The following is a 19143-nucleotide window of genomic DNA, read 5'->3' as shown; positions in this document are numbered from 1 at the left end:
ACCCCTTTTCTAATTAATTTAAAGCAAGCTTTAATGCTTCAATGTTTTTATTCATAAAATCTATATATGTATAGCCCTTTTGAAAATCATCCTTTGCAATATTTTGCATAGAATAGAATGTTAAAATATCAGGGCTTTTACCGCTATATGTATTATTTGTAATATAAGAATCTATAGTTTCTTTAATTGCATTTGCAACTGTAGAAGATGACATTTCAATAACAAATATATAAGATAATTCATGCTCCATTACCTTATTAGACAAAGAAACAATTGTCTTATTCGATGCATCCTTATTGCTAGAGCATCCATTAAATGCTGCATCATATTCAATACCATATTCCCTAACGAAGTATAATAAAGGGAATCTATCTCCCATTACTATATAATTTGTTCTTGCAGTTGAAACTACATTTCTAATTTCAGAATCAATAGTATTTAATGAAGCCACATAATTCTTTGTATTTTCAATATATTTATCCTTATTTACACTATCAATTTCAATTATGGCATCACGAATAGCCTCTAGTATTATAATTGCATTCTTAGGGGAAGTCCATACATGAGAATCATATTCTTCATCTTCCGCCTCTTCCTCTAAAGCTTCTTCCTCTGCAGATTCTGGGGCTTCTTCACCAAGTAACTTAACTCCCTTATCTCTTAAACAATCAAACATATTAATTACTTTAGTAGTTCCCTTTAAACTAGGTAAAATTTCTTTTTCTACCCACTCTGAATCATCCTCTCCACCTACATAAATAAACAATTTAGAATTTAAAATAGAGCGGATTGTTACACCAGATGGCTCAAAGCTATGAATATCTACACCAGGCTTTACAAGCATTTCTGTAGATAACTCTGAATCCTTACCTAAAACCGCATTAGATAAATCATATCCAGCATATACTGTAGAAATAATATCACTATCCTTAGATGAACAGGATGTTAAAGAAAATAATCCTAAAAATAAAACTAGAAATAATACATAATGAATTTTTTTAATTACAAACATATAAACCTCTCACCACATTTTGCACATGTACCTGTTAGGTACGTATTTTGGGGATCAATGGTAAAACCTAATTTCTTTTGAATCATAGCTACAAAATCATTTGTTTCATTATTTCCTAAAGGAACAACTCTACCGCATTTTTTACATTCAAAATGAAAATGTGTAAGACATTTTTTAGATTCCACATACTGATATGTTGCATAATTTCTATTGCCAGATTGATGCTTTAATAGCATACCTGCTTCTGTCATTTTAACAACATTTCTGTATACAGTCGCAAGATTAATACTATATCCAGATTCAATAATTTCATCATAAATGTCTTGAACAGTAAAGCTTGTATTCTTATGATTCTTTAGGAATTCTAATATATACTCTTTTGGTTTTGTATTATAATTCTTTTCCATATTATCCCTCTTTTGCAAATGATTTGCAAATTTATTATACTCTTAAAATATTTATAGTCAAGATAAATTTAATCTAAAAAGAAAATACCGCAAACGCGGTATTATTCTACACTCTTTAAGGATTCTACCATCCTTACTCCTCTTATACGTAAGGATAATAATATATTTATTGCCACTGCAACGCCAAATGTTAACAAGAAGGCAAATATATATGTCTTAAAATAAATATGATATAAATAAGAAACCAAAGATACTATATTATTTTCTAATACCCCAAGCATAAATGGATAGCCTAAAACAAGACCTATAGCTACTCCAATTAATGTTAAGGATAAGCTTTCAATTAATAATGACCTTAAGATTTCCCCCTGATTGAATCCTAATACCTTAAGTGTTGCAATATCTCTAGATCTTTCTTTAAAATTCATCAAAGATAAATTATAAATTACAACAATACCAAGTAATATTGCAAATATCTTAACAGCATTTGTCATTACCCTTATACCACTCATTAAATCATTGGTCATCTCTACCCAGTGATTTGGAGTTCTTGCCTCATTTACATAGGATAGGCTTGAAAAATAATCTAAATATTCTTCCGTTTTGGTATCATCTACCATTCCTGCTTCAATGATAGTATATCTAAAATCTGAAGCATTTTTAAATATAGATGAGCCTTCATGAATAATAAATCCATTATAATAGAATGCTTGGTATATACCTACTACCTTGGTACTATAATCTATTGAATTATATGTAAAATGAATTGTATCTCCAATATTTAAGTCCAAGCTTTCCGCAACACTTTTAGATACCATTGTACCTTCCTTTGGAAAATCTATTTTAACAGCCTTAGATTCATCTGGAATAATATAAACATTTGTTGATATTGTAGCATCCTGAGTTTTATATGCTGTTGTTGCAGCATGAACATTATATTCATAATATTCTAATTCTAGCTTTGAAATATCATTATCTAATTCTTCTTTTGTTTTGTAATTGTTTAAAACAATAGTTAAATCCGAGCTATAAAATAAATCTAAGTCATTTTGAATACCATAATTACAGGTATCCTCAATACCAAATCCACAAACGAGTAAGGCAGTACAGCCTAAAACTCCCACAATAACCATTATGGATTTACCTAAATTGATAGATATATTTCTATATGCCATCTTTAAAGAAAAGAATCTAGTTTTCCTTAAGCTTCTATTTTTTCTATGCTTTTTAAAGCTTACAAGCTTAGGCCTCATAGATTCAGAAGGCTTTAAAGAAATTTCTTTTCTTGCAATAATATAAGTAACAAATATAGCTATTCCTATAAAGAATACAAGGGTTAATATTCCATAAAGTATAGGGAAATGGTATCCCATTTCTGGCAATCTATATATAATTGCATATTTCTTACCTAATATTTTAGGTAATAATATAGGACCTATAATTTCTCCAATTAAAGTACCTATAAATACCAAGGTAGATGTCAAAGAAATATAATGAATCATAATCATTCTTTTAGAAACACCTAAAGCCTTTAGAGTACCTATTTGAGTTCTATCCTTTAATATCATTTGAGATAAAGTAGTTAATATAACAAGTACACCAACCAAAAAGAAAACAAAAGGAAATACATAAGTAAAGCTTCTTGCTTGAGATACATCAGAAGAAATAGTCATGTAAAAAGGCATTCCACTTCTTTCTGTAACCATATATAAATTATTACTAGATTTTAATTCATAATATCTTTCTATTTGATCCTTTAATTTATCTATATCTCTATTAGAATTTAGCTTTAATACATATTGATTTGGGCTAAATAGCTTACCATCTTCATTATTAAATCCTAATAATAAAGTAGAATAATTATATAAAGTATCCACTATAGATTCATCATAATTCTTTTCAAGTAATTCTCTATATATTCTTTGTAATCTTTTTTCACTCATTAATACAACACTATAATTATAAGAAGCCTTAGTTATATTTTCAGGATGATCCATTGTACCATCTACAGTTGTAGTTAGCATTATAGAATCCTTCATAAAAATATTCTCTCCGCCTTCCTTTACATAATCTTCTAATAATCCAGCTACTCCCTCTAAGGAGTAAGATGAAATGTCAAAGGTAAAGGAGAAATCACCACCTAAGGTATATAATGTAGAATAGGAATCTGATGAATTTGTCATTAAATCATTATCTACATAGATAAAATCATCTATTGTATTATTACTATTTTCTTCTATTTTTCCAAATGGCTTTGAAATAGTTGGAATCTTATCCACAACTGTAATAAATATAGAATGTGCACTTGATTCTGAAGGCATATATAATCTAGATTCAATACTCTCTCCTTCTTCTAAGAAGGTTTTTATTTTATTTATATCCTCTTTATCATAGCTTTTTGTTGTAACCCATAAATCCGCCAAATTTCCTTCACTATATACGGTATTTACTCTTTCTTCAAATACATCCGCATTCGCATGAAGTCCAACAAATAGGGTTACCGCAATGGCTCCAATAACGATAATTGCGATAAATTGCATTAGATTTTGTTTAATTGTTCTTACCATCATTTTACTCAAAAGCCGAAAGGTTTTTGTTTTCATTACCACTCAACCTCCTCTGGCTTTATTGGGTTTTCATTAATGGAATCAGAAATAATATTACCATCGGAAATCCTAAATACTCTTTCCGCACAGGATGCAATCTTTTGATTATGTGTAACAATAATAATTGTTTTATTATATTCCTTACCAATATCATATAAAAGCTTTAATATAGTAGCACCAGTTTTTTTATCTAGTGCTCCGGTTGGTTCATCACAAAGCAATAATTCCGGGTTTTTTACTACCGCTCTTGCAATAGATACTCTTTGTTGTTCACCACCAGATAATTGGCTTGGGAAATTATTAATTCTTTTTTCTAAGCCAACTCTTTTAATAATATCTAAAGGATCTAAAGGATCTTTTGCAACACTTGCTGCAAGCTCAACATTTTCTAAAGCAGTTAAATTAGGCATTAGGTTATAGAATTGGAATACGAAGCCAATGGTTTGTCTTCTAAATAAGGATAATTCCTTACTCTTAAATTTAGCAACATCCATATCTCCTATTAAATATTCTCCTCTTGTAGCATCATCCATACCACCTAATATATTTAATAATGTGGATTTACCAGCTCCAGATGGACCAAGGACTACCGCAAATGTGCCAGCCTCTATACTAAAAGATATTCCGTTTAAGGCTTTAACCTCATTTTCTTGCCCCTCATTATATACTTTTTCTAAATTCTTAACCTCAATGCTTTTCATATTCATCATCCTTTATTCTTTATAATTATACAAAAAAATGACATTTCTCTCAATAATTTCAAAAAAACTCAGGTTCATTCACCTGAGTTTTTATATATTTCTATTCAATTACAAGTGACTCATTAAGGCACTTATTCTTTTCTTTATAACTGATTATAGAAAGCACATTTAATACTACAGTTACAATAAAGAATGAAGTAATTATTACTCCAGGGATTATATCGCCTTCAAAATAAGCAAGCGTAATTGCTGGAGTTAAGAATAAGCTGAATAGAATTCCAAATATAGAGGATGCTTTTTCTCCCAAATATAAATCGGTAAGATTCATCATATAAATAGATACTGCTACAAATCCAATGAACGCATAGATACTAGGTATTGTCCAATTTTTTGAATATCTTGTTGCTACTTCACTAAAGTATTCATATGTATCTAACAATCTATAATTCATTATATAATACAAGAATCCACCCAAGATAATTGGTAAGGAAACTAAATTAAATAGCTTAGATAAATTTATTTTATTATCTTCTTTTGCATAAATATTTATTAAAGATAATAGTACTAAAACATAATCCAAAACAAATATATATATGAATAAATTTCCATATACTGCCACTCCGTCATTTACTGTAAAACCTAAAACAGGAATCATAAATGCTAAGGATGTTAAGCTACATCTTGCATAATTTCCATTCTTTCTTCTTGTTTTGTAATAAACAAATGATTTAATTGCTACTACTGCACCATAAATATATACTAAAGCGATAATAATATAAAATGGAACCATAAATAATTGTCCATCCATCTTCTCTAGTGCCTCAGTAGATTTAGCAACTACAGCAGCAGGAATTACAATCATTGGTAATATTGTATTTAGAAGGGCCAAGCCCAAGAACATATAAACTATAAATAAACATGTTAATAAAGATACTACAAAAGAAAAAATCCATGTAACTCTTTCTAAAATAATTGTTTTATTGTTCATACTTACCTCCATTCAATATATAGCTATGCTAGTGAAATAGAATTAAATAATACTTCTGTATAATAATTACCATATCTTTTATTATAGTAATTATGACGTATGATGTCTTGAGATGTAAATCCAACAACATAAGCTACTGTTGCACCTATTAATACACATGCAAGAATAATCCATGTCTTTTTATTAAGCTTAAAGCTTCTTTTATATAATACATATAATAAATATGCACTAATTAAGCAAATAAAATAGAAAACTACAGAAGCATTTCCAATAATATGGGAAAATGAAATGATTACTATAGGAATATATAATTTATATCCAAACCATGATTCACTTCTTTGGCCTGCATCCTCACTTTTATAATTCTTTGATGCAAAGAATTGACCAATGAAGGATGCAATACCTAAGGCTACAAAGAAGCAAATACCTACTATATATTGTGCATCCATAGTAAATTTATATGAAACTGACTTATAGATTATATCATGATAACCATATCCATATGTGAATGTTACTGCAAACACATGATTATGATATAGCACACATTTAGCAATATCATCCGCGATAGAAAAACTATACTCTGGACAAAAATGTGATGGATTAAATGGATAAGCTACTGTACTTGTACCTGTGATATCAAATAAAACCACAAAGGCAACTGCAAAAGGTAGAATGCTTGCTAAAGCAATAAATATAATACCATCAACAACATTATTTGCCTGACAGTAAACAAATACTTCAAATGAATAGAATAATAATCCTATAACGATAAGTAGTCCATAAAATACTAAGAAACCTAGCATATTTACATATGGATGGATTGGTAGTAAAGAAACTACTGATATACCATAAGCTAAAGTAAATGGTACTACTATTTCTAAAAAGCCAAATATAAACTTAGTTAAATAAAGCCTTTCTCTTTTTATTGGTAAAGAATACGCTTGATTTGCAGTAATATTCTTCATTTTAAATGCAAATTCAAATGGAACAATTACTCCAAGTGCTATCGCGAAGGAAATAATATATACAAGAAAAATAGCACTTGAAACAATGTATATCTTTCCATTTTCAGAATTAGTTTCCCTTAACATATTTGGAACATTATTGATTGAAAAGAATAGAATCAAGAATATAACAAATGCGGATAAATATACTGGAAATCTCTTTTTAATTAAATATTTTAAAAATGATTTCATTTTATATACCCCCTAGATTCTACTTCGATGATGAATAATTCCTCGAAATCAATTGGAATTTCATCAATAATTAGAGGGTGTAAATGCTCTAATTCTTTTACTACTTCTTCATATGGCTTTTTCGCTACAACAGTGAAGATACGCTTATCCTGCTTACAAGTAATGAATATTTTCATTTTACTTATATCTTCATCTGGTTCTTCCGCAAAGGCAATCATATACTTATGATATTCCTCTAAATGCTCGTTGATTGCACCACTAGATGAGATCTTTTTTGAATCTAAAAGCCCATAAGAATCACAAATATCTTCAAGCTCTCTTAGGGAGTGAGAAGAAATTACAACAGTCATATTGTTTTCTTCTTGTACCTTTAATAATTCCTTCTTTAGCTTTAATCTAGCTAAAGGATCAAGTCCATCAAATGCTTCATCTAAGAATAAATATTTAGGCTTAATCGCAAGTGCTAGTGCACAAAATACCTGCCTTCTCATACCCTTAGAGAAATTATACATAGACTTTTTAATTGGAATTTCAAAATCATTTAGATAAGAAAAATATGCTATTTCATCTACAGAATAAAATGCTTTATATAAATCAATTAAATTTGTTGGCGTTGTATTTCTTGAGTAAAATGGATCATCTGGTAATAGGAATACTTGATTTTTAATCTCTATATTTTCATATATTGGTTTATTATCATAATAAACCTCTCCACAATTAGGCTTCATGATTCCAGCCATAATCTTAAGTAATGTAGATTTACCAGCACCATTAATACCAACAAGGCCAAAAACGGAACCATCCTCTATATCTAAACATAAATCGGATAATACAGGATGGTCAAAGGCTTTTGAAACATTTTTAATGCTTATCATTTATAACTCCTCCCCATATAGTTCGGCCAAGGCATCCTCTATTTCTTCTTTAGAGATGCCTTGAGCCTTTAGATTAGATAATATCTCCCTAATCATTGGATTCTTCGATTTACTCCCGGAAACGAAGTATCCTTTTTTTGGTATCGACTCTATGAATCCTTCTTTCATAAGCTCGCCATACGCTCTTTCAACCGTTTTATGGTTGACCCCAATTTCGACAGCTAGTTCTCTACAGGATGGCATCTTCTCCCCCGCTTTCAAAACTCCAAGAGAAATGCACTTTCTATAATAATTAATTATTTGTTCATATACATTTCCATTACCGTTGATTTGCAATCTGCCATCACCTGCCCCATTTGTACCAACTGCCCCAACTGTACCCCCATTATAATACGGTTATTGAGTTTTGGCAATACTAAAATATGCAAAAAAAATAGGAAGGCATAAGCCTTCCAATATTAATTATCACTTCTAGAATAGCCACATTTCATAGCTAAGGATGCTTGATACATAACCTTATTTAATGTATTTTGAGCTTCCTTCTTAGCCATTTCACATAGCTTTTCATTTGCTTCTTCTAATATTTTTACATTCTTTGTTTCTAAGAATTTCTTATCATATTCATTGATAATTTGATGTCCCTTAGAAGAAACTGCAAGCTGATAGCGCTCAATAAATTGAATACAAGTACCATAGTTTTCATCAGCTAAAACGCCAATTAAACGATTTACCCAGAAGAAATTATCTGTAGATACATCTAGTGTAACATTAGATACATATTCAGGAAATTTAGATACATTTGTATATAGTGGTAAGCTTGAGTTAAATGGATTAGAACCAAAGCTTAACCATTCTACTGCCTTTATTTCATCTGGTAAATATGGACGAATTTGAGTGATTGCCATAATACCTGTACGAGAAATACCAATAGGTCTATAAATGCCTTTTTTAGGGTCATTGGCCTTTTGATATGGATTATATGGTGTTCCTTGATAATAAGAGGATAGGATATATTTTATATCCTCTGGAGTAATTTTCTTTTCTGGTACTAATGCCCAAGGAATATTATCACTTTCTGGCTTAAAGAATGCATCCTCCCCATCCCACTTATAAGTAGTTGGATTGAAATATCTACCCATAAACCAAGCTCTTGGTGTGTTATATACATGATCAGAATCTGTTCTAGAACCAAAAATATTTCTAGGATTAAATACTCCATCATTATTTAAATCTAGGTGATTGTCCTTAATAAATTCAATTAAATCGGAAGAACACATGTTCTCCTTCTTATTTCCAAAAGCATCCTTTAAATCAAAGCGGTCAAGACCAAATTGATTTGGCATAATGACATATTCATCATCCTTAACCCTTTTTGCAATCCAGTGATGTCCACCAATAGATTCTAACCACCAAATCTCATTTTCATCATGGAATGCAATTCCATTCATTTCATATGTACCATATTTTTCAAGTAAGCTACCTAAGCGAATAATGCCTTCCTTTGCTGTGGTAATGTATGGTAATACTAAAGTAACTAAATCTTCTTCACCAATTCCACCAGGAATATCCTCTTCTCCTTCTTTTTCCTTTTTCTTAGGAATAACTAAAGGATCTGCCCCTAATACTCTTGCGTTTGAGGTAATTGTTTCTGTTGCAGTCATACCAACATTGGCTTCATTAATTCCCATTGCTGGCCAAATACCCATTTTTGTATCTACGCTTGGAGCACTTGTATAGCTAAGTGGATTATCTGGTAAATCAATTTCTAGCATACCAATGACACTTTTATATTTTCTTGGTTGATTTTCTTTATTTACTACAATAACCTTCTTTGTATCGAAATGACCATCGTCATTTCTAGCTACCATAGTAGATCCATCATAGCTAGCCTTTTTACCAACTAAAATTGTAGTACATGCCATATATTATCTCTCCTGTTTCAAATAACTATTATAAATAAGCTCATATCTTCCATCGATAGTAGCATATCTAAGCTCATTTAATAAATCCGAATGATTCTTAATGAATTCAACTAAATAAGGATTATATTTTACACCCTCGCCCTTAACAAGCTCTACTAAAATCATATCAAAATTCTTTCCCATAGAATAATTTCTACCATATACATCCGTTCCGGCATCAATTGCATCAGCAATTCTTATTAAGTCAATGACAATCTTATATTTTGATTTTGTATTATCAAAGCTTAAAGGATATCCATTTTTTCCATCATAATCCTTATGATGACCTATCATAATATCAAAATATGGAGCAAATTCCTTATCCTTTCCTACAACAGATAATCCTTTTTCAGAATGCATCTTCACATAAGAATATTCATATGGTGTAAGACTTCTAATTTGCTGGGTAATTAATCCTGTAGATAGTGATTTACCTAAATCGTGAAGTCTAGCTGCTCTTGCTACATAATCTCTTAATTCATTATAATTATTAAATCCAATTTGATAGAATTGATTTAATAATAAATCATTAGCTCTATTTAAATAATCTAAAATGCTTAAGGAAAGCTTTTCTACCATCTTTGCGTGAATATAATTATTAGGTTGATTTTTAACTAAAATATCACCTAATAATCTTTCTTTTTCAGAGATGGTTTTTATAAATGGAGCAGCCTTACGAATTAAAGTTGATGCTGCTTCATCAAAATAAATATTATATTTATCCTGTGGAATTCTCTTTAAGAAGGATGCGATAGCCTCTGTTACAAATACAGATTCTCTTTTTCTATCTTCTTCACTTAAATAAGAATGACATAAGAAGTCATAAAACATAAAGGCAGTATTAAATAAATTCTCTGCCTTAACAAAGATTTCATCAAAGCTTTCATTAAATGTTAAGCTATTGCCTCACCAAAATAGAATCCTAAATAATTCTTTAAATAATATACAAATTCTTCATCATTCATTTGATCATGGAAATAATTTAATACTGCATTACATAAATCTGTATCCATTTCATCTTCAAATGTATCCTTAATTTCATCAATTAAATCTGTATATTCCATTTGCTGAGATAATCCATCATCTAAGTAATACATAAAGCTATGTAATAGCATTATATTCAATAAATTACCTTCATGACGAGCAAATTCCTGATCTCCCATAAGCTTAATATCTTCTGTTTGATAAAAAGCTTTAGCTTCCTTAAACATAGGGATAATATCTTCATTATATTTAGGGCTATATTCTGGTAATGTTTTTATTAAATTATAATAAGCTACATAGATTAATCTTCTTTCTCTAATACTAGATAATTCCTTATAATGGAATCTCAAATTCTTAATTCTATGTAAATCTTTTTTTAATCTTTCTAAGGACTTATCATCTAATCTTAAGAAGCAACCAAGCTCATAACAAGAATCTGTATATAAATGAAGTAGCTTTTCATAATCATGCCTTGCCTCATATGGAGGAATTAGCTTATCGATAATACTAATGATTAAATAAGAATCATGTAGATTTCTATCCTCTAATTCTCTATAGCCTTGATAGAATGCTAAAAGCTCCTCATCATTTAAATCCTTTTTTAAATACTCATTAATGATTTCTACCATTTCCGTGTTTTTCTTATAAATCTCACGGATTCCCATACTTCTTTTTTTGTAAACTGCTAACCACTCTGGATATGTTCTATAATTAAACATATCACTATCTAATTCGTTACAGGTTATTATATTATTTTTTATTGCATTAAAGCAATTACGGATTTCTTCGTATGTTTTCATATAAATCGCCTCACCGCTTATGATTATATCATAAGACGATAAAAAATCAGCCCCTAGAGCTGATTTCATTGTTATTATTTCATTATACTAAATTTTTTTAGAAACAAGTTATTTCCTAATTATTCTTCTTTCTCACTAGAAATAGAATATGGATCTATATGAACCATACAATGTTTAATATTATCATATTTATCTTCAAGCATATCATGTAATCCTAAAGCTATATCATGGCCTTCCTTTACGGATAAGGAATCTAATACAGCTACCTCAAGTTCAATATATACCTTATTTCCAAACATTCTAGTTTTTAAAGAATTAATTTCTAATACACCAGGATATTCTTCAATATCTTTTTTTAATTCATTAACAAATTCATCTGGTGCAGCCTTATCTATAAGCTCATTTATACCATCCATTAAAATATCATAGGATACCTTAAAAATGAATAATGCAATAACTATAGTCATTATTGGATCTAATATAACAATATTTCCACCTAATATTAAACCTAAAATACCTAAAACAGATGCGATAGAGGAAATAGAATCTGTTAAATGATGAATTGCATCAGCTCTTAAGGTTTCTGATTTTAATATTTTAGCCTTCTTTTTTGTATAAAAATACATCCAACCCTTAACAATAATTGATGTTATCGCAAAGCCTAGTGCGATATAAGCTAAAAGTCCTCTTTCATATTGATATTCTCCTTTTGCAAAGGAGATGATAGATATAACTCCACCATACCCTAGCATAACTGCAGTTAAGAATAATAATAAGGCAAGAATAACTAAGGCTACAGATTCCATTCTTTCATGTCCAAATGGATGTTCCTTATCCGCTTGTTTTTTAGCCATTTTAGCACCTATTATTACAACGATTGTAGATAATACATCAGATGCACTATGAATACCATCGGAGATTAAGGATGTGGATTTTGCTAAAATTCCCGCAATAACCTTACTTATTGTTAATATGAAATTTAAAAGAATCGTAATAAGGCCAACCTTGGTAATCTCTTTTTTATATTCATTATCACTAACCATAAAAAAATACCTGCCCTTCCCTGCAGGTATAATTCCTGCAGACTTCTATTTTGTCCCACAGGTAATCCTGTTGCCTAAGCCCGGCTGCCATATACAATGCGCCTGATCTATTATTTAAATTTTAACAAACAGATTTCTTGTTAGTCAAGAATAACAAATTAAAGCTTCATAGAATGATATGTCTTAAATTTATTAGAAATGGATTCTTTAAGGGTATTCATATCATTTTCTAGTTCTTCATTTATTTTAGCCTCTAATAAGAAATATTCTTTAACCTCTTCTTTAGAATAAAGCTTTGTTTTTGCTTCAATGAAGGCATCCTTTTTTTCATCTAAATTGAATATTTCTGGTCTTTCTTTAGCTTCTATATACTCCGCTTCCGCAGTTTTAAAAGAAATAATTAATAAAGAATATTTCTTATTAATGATATTTTTAAGTTCTATTAGTCTTTGAAATTCTTTTGTATTTTTAATATTATTTACATATTCTAATGCTAAATCTTCCATATATCTCACCTCTTATAATTCTATATAATTATAAGTATTCTTTCAAGCATTTGTAATTTTATAATATTATGATATAATATCACCGGTGATAAAAATGTACTTAGAAAAAGATATTGTAAAAGAAGGCGCCAAAAGCTTAAATGAGGTTTGCCAGAAGGTTTCTTTACCACTATCTAGTGATGATGAAGCTTGTATTAGAGGATTATATGATTATATGGTAGTTTCTGCCGTAGATGAGTTAGTGGAAAAATATAAAATTCGCCCAGGCGTCGGTATTGCAGCTCCTCAGGTTGGAGTTCAAAAAAGAATGTTTGCGATGAATTGTGTGGATTTCTTAGATGAAGAACAAAAACAATACTTCTATGCATGGATTAATCCAACTATTGTTGCGAAATCACAAAAGATGACATACCTACCTGGTGGAGAAGGATGCTTATCTGTAGAAAGATCTACAGAAGGTCTTGTAACTCCAAGACATATGTCTATTAAGGTTAAAGGAACTGTATATGATTACAATACAAGAAAGCTTAAGAATATATCCTTACTTCTTGTAGGTTATCCTGCAATTGTATTCCAGCATGAATATGATCATTTAGATGGTATTTTATATACATCTAAAATGTATAAGGTTGAGGAATTAGATAAGGATATCGTTCCACTTTATACAATTAATGAGCAAGGTGAAGCTGAGGTTGAAGAGGAGTAATTCTCCTCTTTTTCTTTCACAAAAAAAGTGCCAAAATTTGGCACTTTTTACCCTTTAATTCATCCTTATTTTAAATCCTTTAATTCATTTTTTAAGGAATTAGACATTAATAAATATTCCTCATCTGTAAGAATACTTTTATCATATATATCCTTAAGCTTTACTAATTCGCTTGTGAAAACTTGGAACCAAAAATCAACATCATCTTCATCTTCCTCGTCTTCACCCTCATCTTCTTCATCATCTTCATAAGATGTATTTTCTTTTAATATATTCTTATAGCAGTTTGACATTTCTTGATATTCTTCTTTCAAAAGAATTCCCATATCAAAAAGCTCCTTTAGCTTGATTAATCGATCAATCGCATTATCGAAATCCTCTTGATATTCCTCTTTAGCTTCCTCAACGCTTTCAAAATAGTCCTCTTCTTCATAAGAAGCCTCATCTTTAAGCTCTTCCTTTATCGGAGTAGCCATTTCTAGATATTCAGATACGTCCATGATGCCCTTATCTAAAAGCTCTTTAAGCTTAATTAGCTTTTCATAGCATTCTAAGAATTCATCAACTTCTTCATAATCATAATCTTCATCGTCATAGTCTTCTTCATCTTCCTCATCATTAGATGAATCCTCTAGGATAGGCTCTTCCCTTTTAGGTAATTCCTCTTGTGGTGCATCTGTATAAGCAAAACGATTTAAAGCAAAGCTTATTAGCATGCATAGAATTAAGAAGATATCTCCTGCATTAACCGCTGATGTAATTACAATATTATAAGTCATAAATGCGATTGCAGGAATATATAATAAATATCCAATTAATGAGATATTTAAATACTTTTTCATATTTCCCTTTAATCTTGTAATAAAAAGTAAAGAAGTAAAGCTTATTGCAATACCACCCAAAGAAAAGACTAATACTGCAATTTCAAAGACCATATAATCATATGCTTCTACTCCGCTAGAGAAAAAGAAATGTGCCTGTACACATGCATTATAAAAGATTCCAAACATTATTGTGCTAGATAATACTGCTAAAATTCCACTTTTTCTATTTCCATAAACATCAATATATCTATCAGAAAAGGATAATGCACCAAATAATGCGCTTAAAGAACCTATAACTACTGCACAAGCCATCCTTACAATGGCTAATGTTTGAGGCTCATCTACAAAGCTAGTCCCACTATATGTTCTTAATATACCAAATGTGTAAAAGCCAAAAAGTAAAAAAGAGATTAAATAGCACGCCTTAGGTACTTTATTTTTCAAGCTCCATTTTTCGCCAAAAATAATAAAATAAAAACAACCATAAATAAAAAAGAAAAATAAAGGTGCTAATAAAGGCATCATTTCTAATGGGGCTAATTCTCCCCTGTTCATGATAATTAAGGCAAGCATAATAATAGACATTATACCAGCCAAGCCAGTAAATATAGATAAAACAAAATCAAATTTATACTTTTTCATACAAATCCCTCCCAGCCATAAATTATAGGGTAAACATATAGAGTTTGCAATTATTTTTTTTTAAAAAACTAAGAGGCTTTCTAGCCTCTTAGTTCATACATTATAATTCCACCAGCTACAGATACATTTAAGGATTCTGTATTATCCATTGGAATATAGATATTCTTTTCAATTACAGAGAATGTTTCATCCTTTATACCATTACCCTCATTACCTAAAACAACCCCAATAAGATTATCATTTGAAACCTCAGATAAAGAAATTCCATTAACCACGTTTGTGCCATAAATCTTATATTCCTTATGGGATAGGATAAATTCCTTTAGATTAGAAGAAACAAAATTAAGCTTAAATATTGCGCCTTGGCTTGATCTTATAACCTTATCATTATAAATATCACAACATCCATCCCCTAAAATGATTGTGTCAAAGCCAAAGGCTTTAGCACTTCTCATTAAAGCACCCATGTTCCCTGGGTCTTGTACTCCATCTAGTAATAATAATTTATTGGATAATTCCTTTTTATCAAGAATCTTGCATAATCCAATTTCAGTTACTAAAGTATCTGTATTGCATATTTTTTTCATTATAGCTGGAGTTATAAAGATGTAATCTTCTTTTTCTATAGTAGAATATGCTTCAATAAGTACATTTTGACGTCTTGCCTCATCTACTAAATGCTTTCCTTCAACAATGAATTTACCTTCTTGTTTTCTAAATTTAGATGTGTTTAATTTCACTAAATATTTAATTTTAGGATTTTCTAAAGATGTTATTTGCATAAGTTCCTCCACAAAGGATTAAAAAATCGGGTTTCCCCGATTTTTATTTTAACCTTGAGCGTCTGTCATTTCAAGTTTAATTAGTCGATTTAATTCAACTGCATATTCCATAGGTAATTCTTTACTGAATGGTTCAATGAATCCCATAACAATCATTTCTGTAGCTTCAGCTTCTGTTAAGCCTCTACTCATTAAATAGAATAATTGTTCTTCATTAACCTTAGAAACTGTTGCTTCATGCTCAATATACATATCACCATTCTTACCAGAATTTGTTGGAATTGTATCGGATGTAGATAAATCATCCAAGATTAATGTATCACATTCTACATGGCTTCTTGCACCTAATGCCTTAGGTCCACAGGATACCATACCACGGTAGTTTACCTTACCACCACCACGGCAAATAGATTTAGAAATGATTGTAGATGTTGAATTTTCACCTAAATGAATCATCTTAGCTCCAGTATCCTGTAACTGTCCCTTTGCAGCGAATGCAATAGATACTGTAGTACCCTTAGAGCCCTTACCCATAAGTACACATGCAGGATATTTCATATTTAAGCCAGAACCAACATTACCATCAATCCATTCCATATGACCATAATCATCAACTAAGGTTCTCTTTGTAACCAAGTTTACAATATTATTGGACCAGTTTTGGACTGTAGAATATCTACAATGTGCTCTTTTCTTAACATAAATCTCAACTACTGCTGCATGTAAGGAATCCTTAGAATATAGAGGAGCTGTACAGCCTTCTACATAATGAATATCACTATCATCCTCAACAATAATCAAAGTTCTTTCAAATTGTCCCATCCTTTCGGAATTAATACGGAAATAGGATTGTACTGGCTTCTTTAATTTAACTCCCTTTGGAACATAAATAAAGGATCCACCACTCCATACAGCACTATTTAATGCTGCATATTTATTATCTGTATAAGGAACAATTTTTCCAAAATACTCTTTAACTAAATCAGGGTATTCTCTTACTGCTGTATCTGTATCACAGAATATTACCCCTAAATCCTCTAATTCCTTTAAATTATTATGATAAACTACCTCAGATTCAAACTGAGTAGATGATCCAGCAAGATATTTTCTTTCTGCTTCAGGAATACCAAGCTTATCGAAGGTATTTCTAATTTCTTCTGGAACGTCTTCCCATTTTGTACCCTGTTCCTTAACAGACTTAATATAATAAGTATATTCTTGGAAATCAATTCCAGATAAATCTGGACCCCAGCTTGGGTTTTCTAGCTTTACGAAGGCATCATATGCAGCTAAGCGGAAGTCTCTCATCCACTTTGGCTCATTTTTGGCCTTTGAAATGAATTCAACAACCTCTCTATTTAATCCCTTTCCAGAGGTTAACACAGGTGTTGTTTCTGTAGAAAAGCCATATTTATAATCGCCAACAATTTCATTTGCTTCTTCTTTATTATTTGTTGCCATCTTTTGTCACCTCATTAATTGCCTGTTCAACAGCCTTCCAGGATAGGGTGGCACACTTAATTCTAGCAGGGAAATCTCTAACTCCCATATATGCAATTGCCTCGCCAAGCTCTTCTTCATATTTAGGCTCTTCACCCTTAACCATATCAAAGAAATCCTGGCATAAAGCTAATGCTTCTTCTACCTTGTGGCCAGTAATAGTCTCACTCATAACAGAAGCACTAGAACAGCAAATACTGCAGCCGTGTCCATCATGGTAAACCTCTTTTACCACACCATCCTCTATCTTAATTTCGACATTCATATCATCACCACAGGATGGGTTATTTAAATGTACGAAATGATAATCGTCTGTTTTCTTTAAACCTTTGTTTTTAGGATTTTTATAATTATCCATAATAACGGTTCTATACAAAGTGTTTAAATCCATAATACATCCTCCTAAAACTGTCCAAAGAAGTTCTTTGCATCCTTAACAGCTTCTACAAATACTTGAACATCCTCTTCTGTATTATATAAATAGAAGGATGCTCTTACTGTACCAATAGTACCTAAATGGCGTGTAATTAGCTGTGCACAATGATGTCCAGCACGAATACAAACCCTATCGTTATCAAAAACTGATGCTGCATCATGTGGATGAACACCATCAATATTAAATGAAATAATACCAGTTTCTGCAGTTGGATTATAAATAGTAATTCCAGGAATTTTCTTTAATCCTTCCACTGCTAAGCTCTTTAAATAATACTCATGCTTACTAATCTCATCTAAACCAATAGATTCTAAATACTGGCAAGCCTTAGCTAAACCAATTGCTGATGCAATCATAGGAGTTCCTGTTTCAAACTTATAAGGTGCCATTTTAAATGTCATCTCATGAGTATAAACAGTATCTGCCATATCCCCACCAAATTCAATTGGAGGCATTTTTTCTAACAAATCCTTTTTACCATATAATACGCCAATTCCAGTAGGTCCACATAGCTTATGACCAGAAAAGGATAAAAAGTCACAATCTAATTCCTTAACATCAATTTTCATATGTGGCACAGACTGTGCACCATCTAAAGAAACAACTGCACCAACCTCATGGGCAAGCTTAATGATTTCTTTAATTGGAGTAACATAACCCATTACATTAGAAACATGTGTAATAGCTACAACCTTTGTTTTATTTGTTAAAACTTTCTTAAATGCTTCAACAGTAATTCTTCCATCACTATCTAGGGGAACATACTTTAATGTAGCACCCTTTACCTTACATACATTAATCCAAGGCATATGGCTAGAATGATGCTCAAGCTCTGTTGTAATAACCTCATCACCTTCATTAACAAATGTCATACCATAGCTCATAGCAACTAAATTCAAAGAAGCACTAGCTCCTCTTGTGAATACAACATTATCAAATTCAGCTCCGATGAATTTAGCAATAGTAGATCTTGCTTCTTCATATAAATCTGTAGCCATATAGGATAATTGATATACACCACGGTGTACATTAACACCTAATCTTCTATAATAATCATCTACTGCATCAATTACACAATCTGGCTTTAATGCCATTGCAGCAGAATCTAAATAAGCAAGCTTAGGATTGCTTCTTAAAACAGGGAAATCATTTCTTATTTTATTAATATCCATAC

19 protein-coding genes are annotated in these 19143 nt (G+C 30.7%); 1 reads left to right on the top strand and 18 read right to left on the bottom strand.

Annotation, left to right across the window (positions count from 1 at the left end; genetic code table 11):
* Positions 1-13: 13 nt before the first annotated feature.
* The 13 genes from EI71_RS05275 to EI71_RS05215 form a co-directional block, all read right to left on the bottom strand.
* Positions 14-1012, bottom strand: a complete 999-nt coding sequence (locus tag EI71_RS05275; RefSeq protein WP_162849793.1) for a metal ABC transporter substrate-binding protein — start codon at positions 1010-1012, stop codon at positions 14-16.
* On the bottom strand, positions 1003-1419 hold the full coding sequence (locus EI71_RS05270) for a Fur family transcriptional regulator (RefSeq protein ID WP_119016211.1): 417 nt from the start codon (positions 1417-1419) through the stop codon (positions 1003-1005). Before EI71_RS05270 ends, EI71_RS05275 begins: the two co-directional genes overlap by 10 nt.
* A gap of 101 nt (positions 1420-1520) precedes the next feature.
* Entirely contained in the window at positions 1521-3989 is a 2469-nt protein-coding gene (locus EI71_RS05265) for an ABC transporter permease (protein WP_211321042.1), read from the bottom strand.
* Positions 3990-4021: 32 nt separating this feature from the next.
* Complete coding sequence (locus EI71_RS05260) at positions 4022-4726, bottom strand: ABC transporter ATP-binding protein (RefSeq protein ID WP_119016209.1); 705 nt, start codon at positions 4724-4726, stop codon at positions 4022-4024.
* 100 nt (positions 4727-4826) lie between these two features.
* On the bottom strand, positions 4827-5714 hold the full coding sequence (locus EI71_RS05255) for a hypothetical protein (RefSeq protein WP_119016208.1): 888 nt from the start codon (positions 5712-5714) through the stop codon (positions 4827-4829).
* A gap of 23 nt (positions 5715-5737) precedes the next feature.
* Complete coding sequence (locus EI71_RS05250; protein WP_119016207.1) at positions 5738-6910, bottom strand: hypothetical protein; 1173 nt, start codon at positions 6908-6910, stop codon at positions 5738-5740.
* Positions 6907-7785, bottom strand: a complete 879-nt coding sequence (locus tag EI71_RS05245) for an ATP-binding cassette domain-containing protein (RefSeq protein WP_162849792.1) — start codon at positions 7783-7785, stop codon at positions 6907-6909. Before EI71_RS05245 ends, EI71_RS05250 begins: the two co-directional genes overlap by 4 nt.
* Positions 7786-8121: a GntR family transcriptional regulator gene (locus tag EI71_RS05240; RefSeq protein WP_119016205.1), complete on the bottom strand. Its 336-nt coding sequence runs from the start codon at positions 8119-8121 to the stop codon at positions 7786-7788.
* Between the two features lie 122 nt (positions 8122-8243).
* The gene (locus tag EI71_RS05235) at positions 8244-9707 is read right to left on the bottom strand and encodes a C69 family dipeptidase (RefSeq protein ID WP_119016204.1); all 1464 of its coding nucleotides are present in this window, start codon (positions 9705-9707) and stop codon (positions 8244-8246) included.
* 3 nt (positions 9708-9710) lie between these two features.
* Complete coding sequence (locus EI71_RS05230; protein WP_119016203.1) at positions 9711-10577, bottom strand: HD-GYP domain-containing protein; 867 nt, start codon at positions 10575-10577, stop codon at positions 9711-9713.
* Positions 10578-10639: 62 nt separating this feature from the next.
* Positions 10640-11530 carry a hypothetical protein gene (locus EI71_RS05225; protein ID WP_119016202.1) on the bottom strand — a complete coding sequence of 297 codons (891 nt, stop codon included), beginning with the start codon at positions 11528-11530 and terminating at the stop codon, positions 10640-10642.
* 119 nt (positions 11531-11649) lie between these two features.
* Positions 11650-12573 carry a cation diffusion facilitator family transporter gene (locus EI71_RS05220; protein ID WP_119016201.1) on the bottom strand — a complete coding sequence of 308 codons (924 nt, stop codon included), beginning with the start codon at positions 12571-12573 and terminating at the stop codon, positions 11650-11652.
* Between the two features lie 158 nt (positions 12574-12731).
* Positions 12732-13079 (bottom strand): hypothetical protein, encoded by a 348-nt coding sequence (locus tag EI71_RS05215; protein ID WP_119016200.1) that lies wholly within the window; start codon positions 13077-13079, stop codon positions 12732-12734.
* A 94-nt stretch (positions 13080-13173) separates the two neighbouring features.
* On the opposite strand from EI71_RS05215, the gene def reads away from it, so the two are divergent.
* On the top strand, positions 13174-13785 hold the full coding sequence (gene def, locus EI71_RS05210; protein ID WP_119016199.1) for a peptide deformylase: 612 nt from the start codon (positions 13174-13176) through the stop codon (positions 13783-13785).
* Positions 13786-13850: 65 nt separating this feature from the next.
* Here def and EI71_RS05205 read toward each other — a convergent pair whose 3' ends face one another.
* From EI71_RS05205 to EI71_RS05185, 5 genes are all read right to left on the bottom strand, one after another.
* The gene (locus EI71_RS05205) at positions 13851-15251 is read right to left on the bottom strand and encodes a hypothetical protein (RefSeq protein ID WP_119016198.1); all 1401 of its coding nucleotides are present in this window, start codon (positions 15249-15251) and stop codon (positions 13851-13853) included.
* 80 nt (positions 15252-15331) lie between these two features.
* A complete protein-coding gene (locus EI71_RS05200) occupies positions 15332-16033 on the bottom strand; it encodes a TrmH family RNA methyltransferase (RefSeq protein WP_119016197.1) in 702 nt (233 codons plus the stop codon).
* Between the two features lie 48 nt (positions 16034-16081).
* A complete protein-coding gene (gene sufB / locus EI71_RS05195; protein ID WP_119016196.1) occupies positions 16082-17494 on the bottom strand; it encodes a Fe-S cluster assembly protein SufB in 1413 nt (470 codons plus the stop codon).
* Positions 17481-17924, bottom strand: coding sequence for a Fe-S cluster assembly sulfur transfer protein SufU (gene sufU, locus EI71_RS05190; protein ID WP_119016195.1), 444 nt, complete (start codon positions 17922-17924; stop codon positions 17481-17483). The genes sufB and sufU overlap by 14 nt, the downstream gene beginning before the upstream one ends.
* Before the next feature lie 11 nt (positions 17925-17935).
* Entirely contained in the window at positions 17936-19141 is a 1206-nt protein-coding gene (locus tag EI71_RS05185) for an aminotransferase class V-fold PLP-dependent enzyme (protein ID WP_147387564.1), read from the bottom strand.
* Positions 19142-19143 lie beyond the last annotated feature (2 nt).

Origin of the sequence: Anaeroplasma bactoclasticum, from assembly GCF_003550015.1 — a bacterium.
In the GTDB taxonomy this organism is placed as follows: domain Bacteria; phylum Bacillota_I; class Bacilli_A; order Acholeplasmatales; family Anaeroplasmataceae; genus Anaeroplasma; species Anaeroplasma bactoclasticum.
The sequence above is the reverse complement of the archived record's forward strand: the minus strand, read 5'-3'. Positions and strand labels throughout refer to the sequence as shown.

What these genes read in the sequence shown, in the direction of transcription:
- def (WP_119016199.1), top strand. Translation starts at nt 13,174, where the DNA reads ATGTACTTAGAAAAAGATATTGTAAAAGAAGGCGCCAAAAGCTTAAAT.
- EI71_RS05215 (WP_119016200.1), bottom strand. Translation starts at nt 13,079, where the DNA reads ATGGAAGATTTAGCATTAGAATATGTAAATAATATTAAAAATACAAAA.
- EI71_RS05220 (WP_119016201.1), bottom strand. Translation starts at nt 12,573, where the DNA reads ATGGTTAGTGATAATGAATATAAAAAAGAGATTACCAAGGTTGGCCTT.
- EI71_RS05275 (WP_162849793.1), bottom strand. Translation starts at nt 1,012, where the DNA reads ATGTTTGTAATTAAAAAAATTCATTATGTATTATTTCTAGTTTTATTT.
- EI71_RS05235 (WP_119016204.1), bottom strand. Translation starts at nt 9,707, where the DNA reads ATGGCATGTACTACAATTTTAGTTGGTAAAAAGGCTAGCTATGATGGA.
- EI71_RS05260 (WP_119016209.1), bottom strand. Translation starts at nt 4,726, where the DNA reads ATGAAAAGCATTGAGGTTAAGAATTTAGAAAAAGTATATAATGAGGGG.
- EI71_RS05230 (WP_119016203.1), bottom strand. Translation starts at nt 10,577, where the DNA reads ATGTTTTATGACTTCTTATGTCATTCTTATTTAAGTGAAGAAGATAGA.
- EI71_RS05265 (WP_211321042.1), bottom strand. Translation starts at nt 3,989, where the DNA reads ATGATGGTAAGAACAATTAAACAAAATCTAATGCAATTTATCGCAATT.
- EI71_RS05245 (WP_162849792.1), bottom strand. Translation starts at nt 7,785, where the DNA reads ATGATAAGCATTAAAAATGTTTCAAAAGCCTTTGACCATCCTGTATTA.
- EI71_RS05205 (WP_119016198.1), bottom strand. Translation starts at nt 15,251, where the DNA reads ATGAAAAAGTATAAATTTGATTTTGTTTTATCTATATTTACTGGCTTG.
- EI71_RS05255 (WP_119016208.1), bottom strand. Translation starts at nt 5,714, where the DNA reads ATGAACAATAAAACAATTATTTTAGAAAGAGTTACATGGATTTTTTCT.
- EI71_RS05270 (WP_119016211.1), bottom strand. Translation starts at nt 1,419, where the DNA reads ATGGAAAAGAATTATAATACAAAACCAAAAGAGTATATATTAGAATTC.
- EI71_RS05225 (WP_119016202.1), bottom strand. Translation starts at nt 11,530, where the DNA reads ATGAAAACATACGAAGAAATCCGTAATTGCTTTAATGCAATAAAAAAT.
- sufU (WP_119016195.1), bottom strand. Translation starts at nt 17,924, where the DNA reads ATGGATTTAAACACTTTGTATAGAACCGTTATTATGGATAATTATAAA.
- EI71_RS05200 (WP_119016197.1), bottom strand. Translation starts at nt 16,033, where the DNA reads ATGCAAATAACATCTTTAGAAAATCCTAAAATTAAATATTTAGTGAAA.
- EI71_RS05250 (WP_119016207.1), bottom strand. Translation starts at nt 6,910, where the DNA reads ATGAAATCATTTTTAAAATATTTAATTAAAAAGAGATTTCCAGTATAT.
- sufB (WP_119016196.1), bottom strand. Translation starts at nt 17,494, where the DNA reads ATGGCAACAAATAATAAAGAAGAAGCAAATGAAATTGTTGGCGATTAT.
- EI71_RS05185 (WP_147387564.1), bottom strand. Translation starts at nt 19,141, where the DNA reads ATGGATATTAATAAAATAAGAAATGATTTCCCTGTTTTAAGAAGCAAT.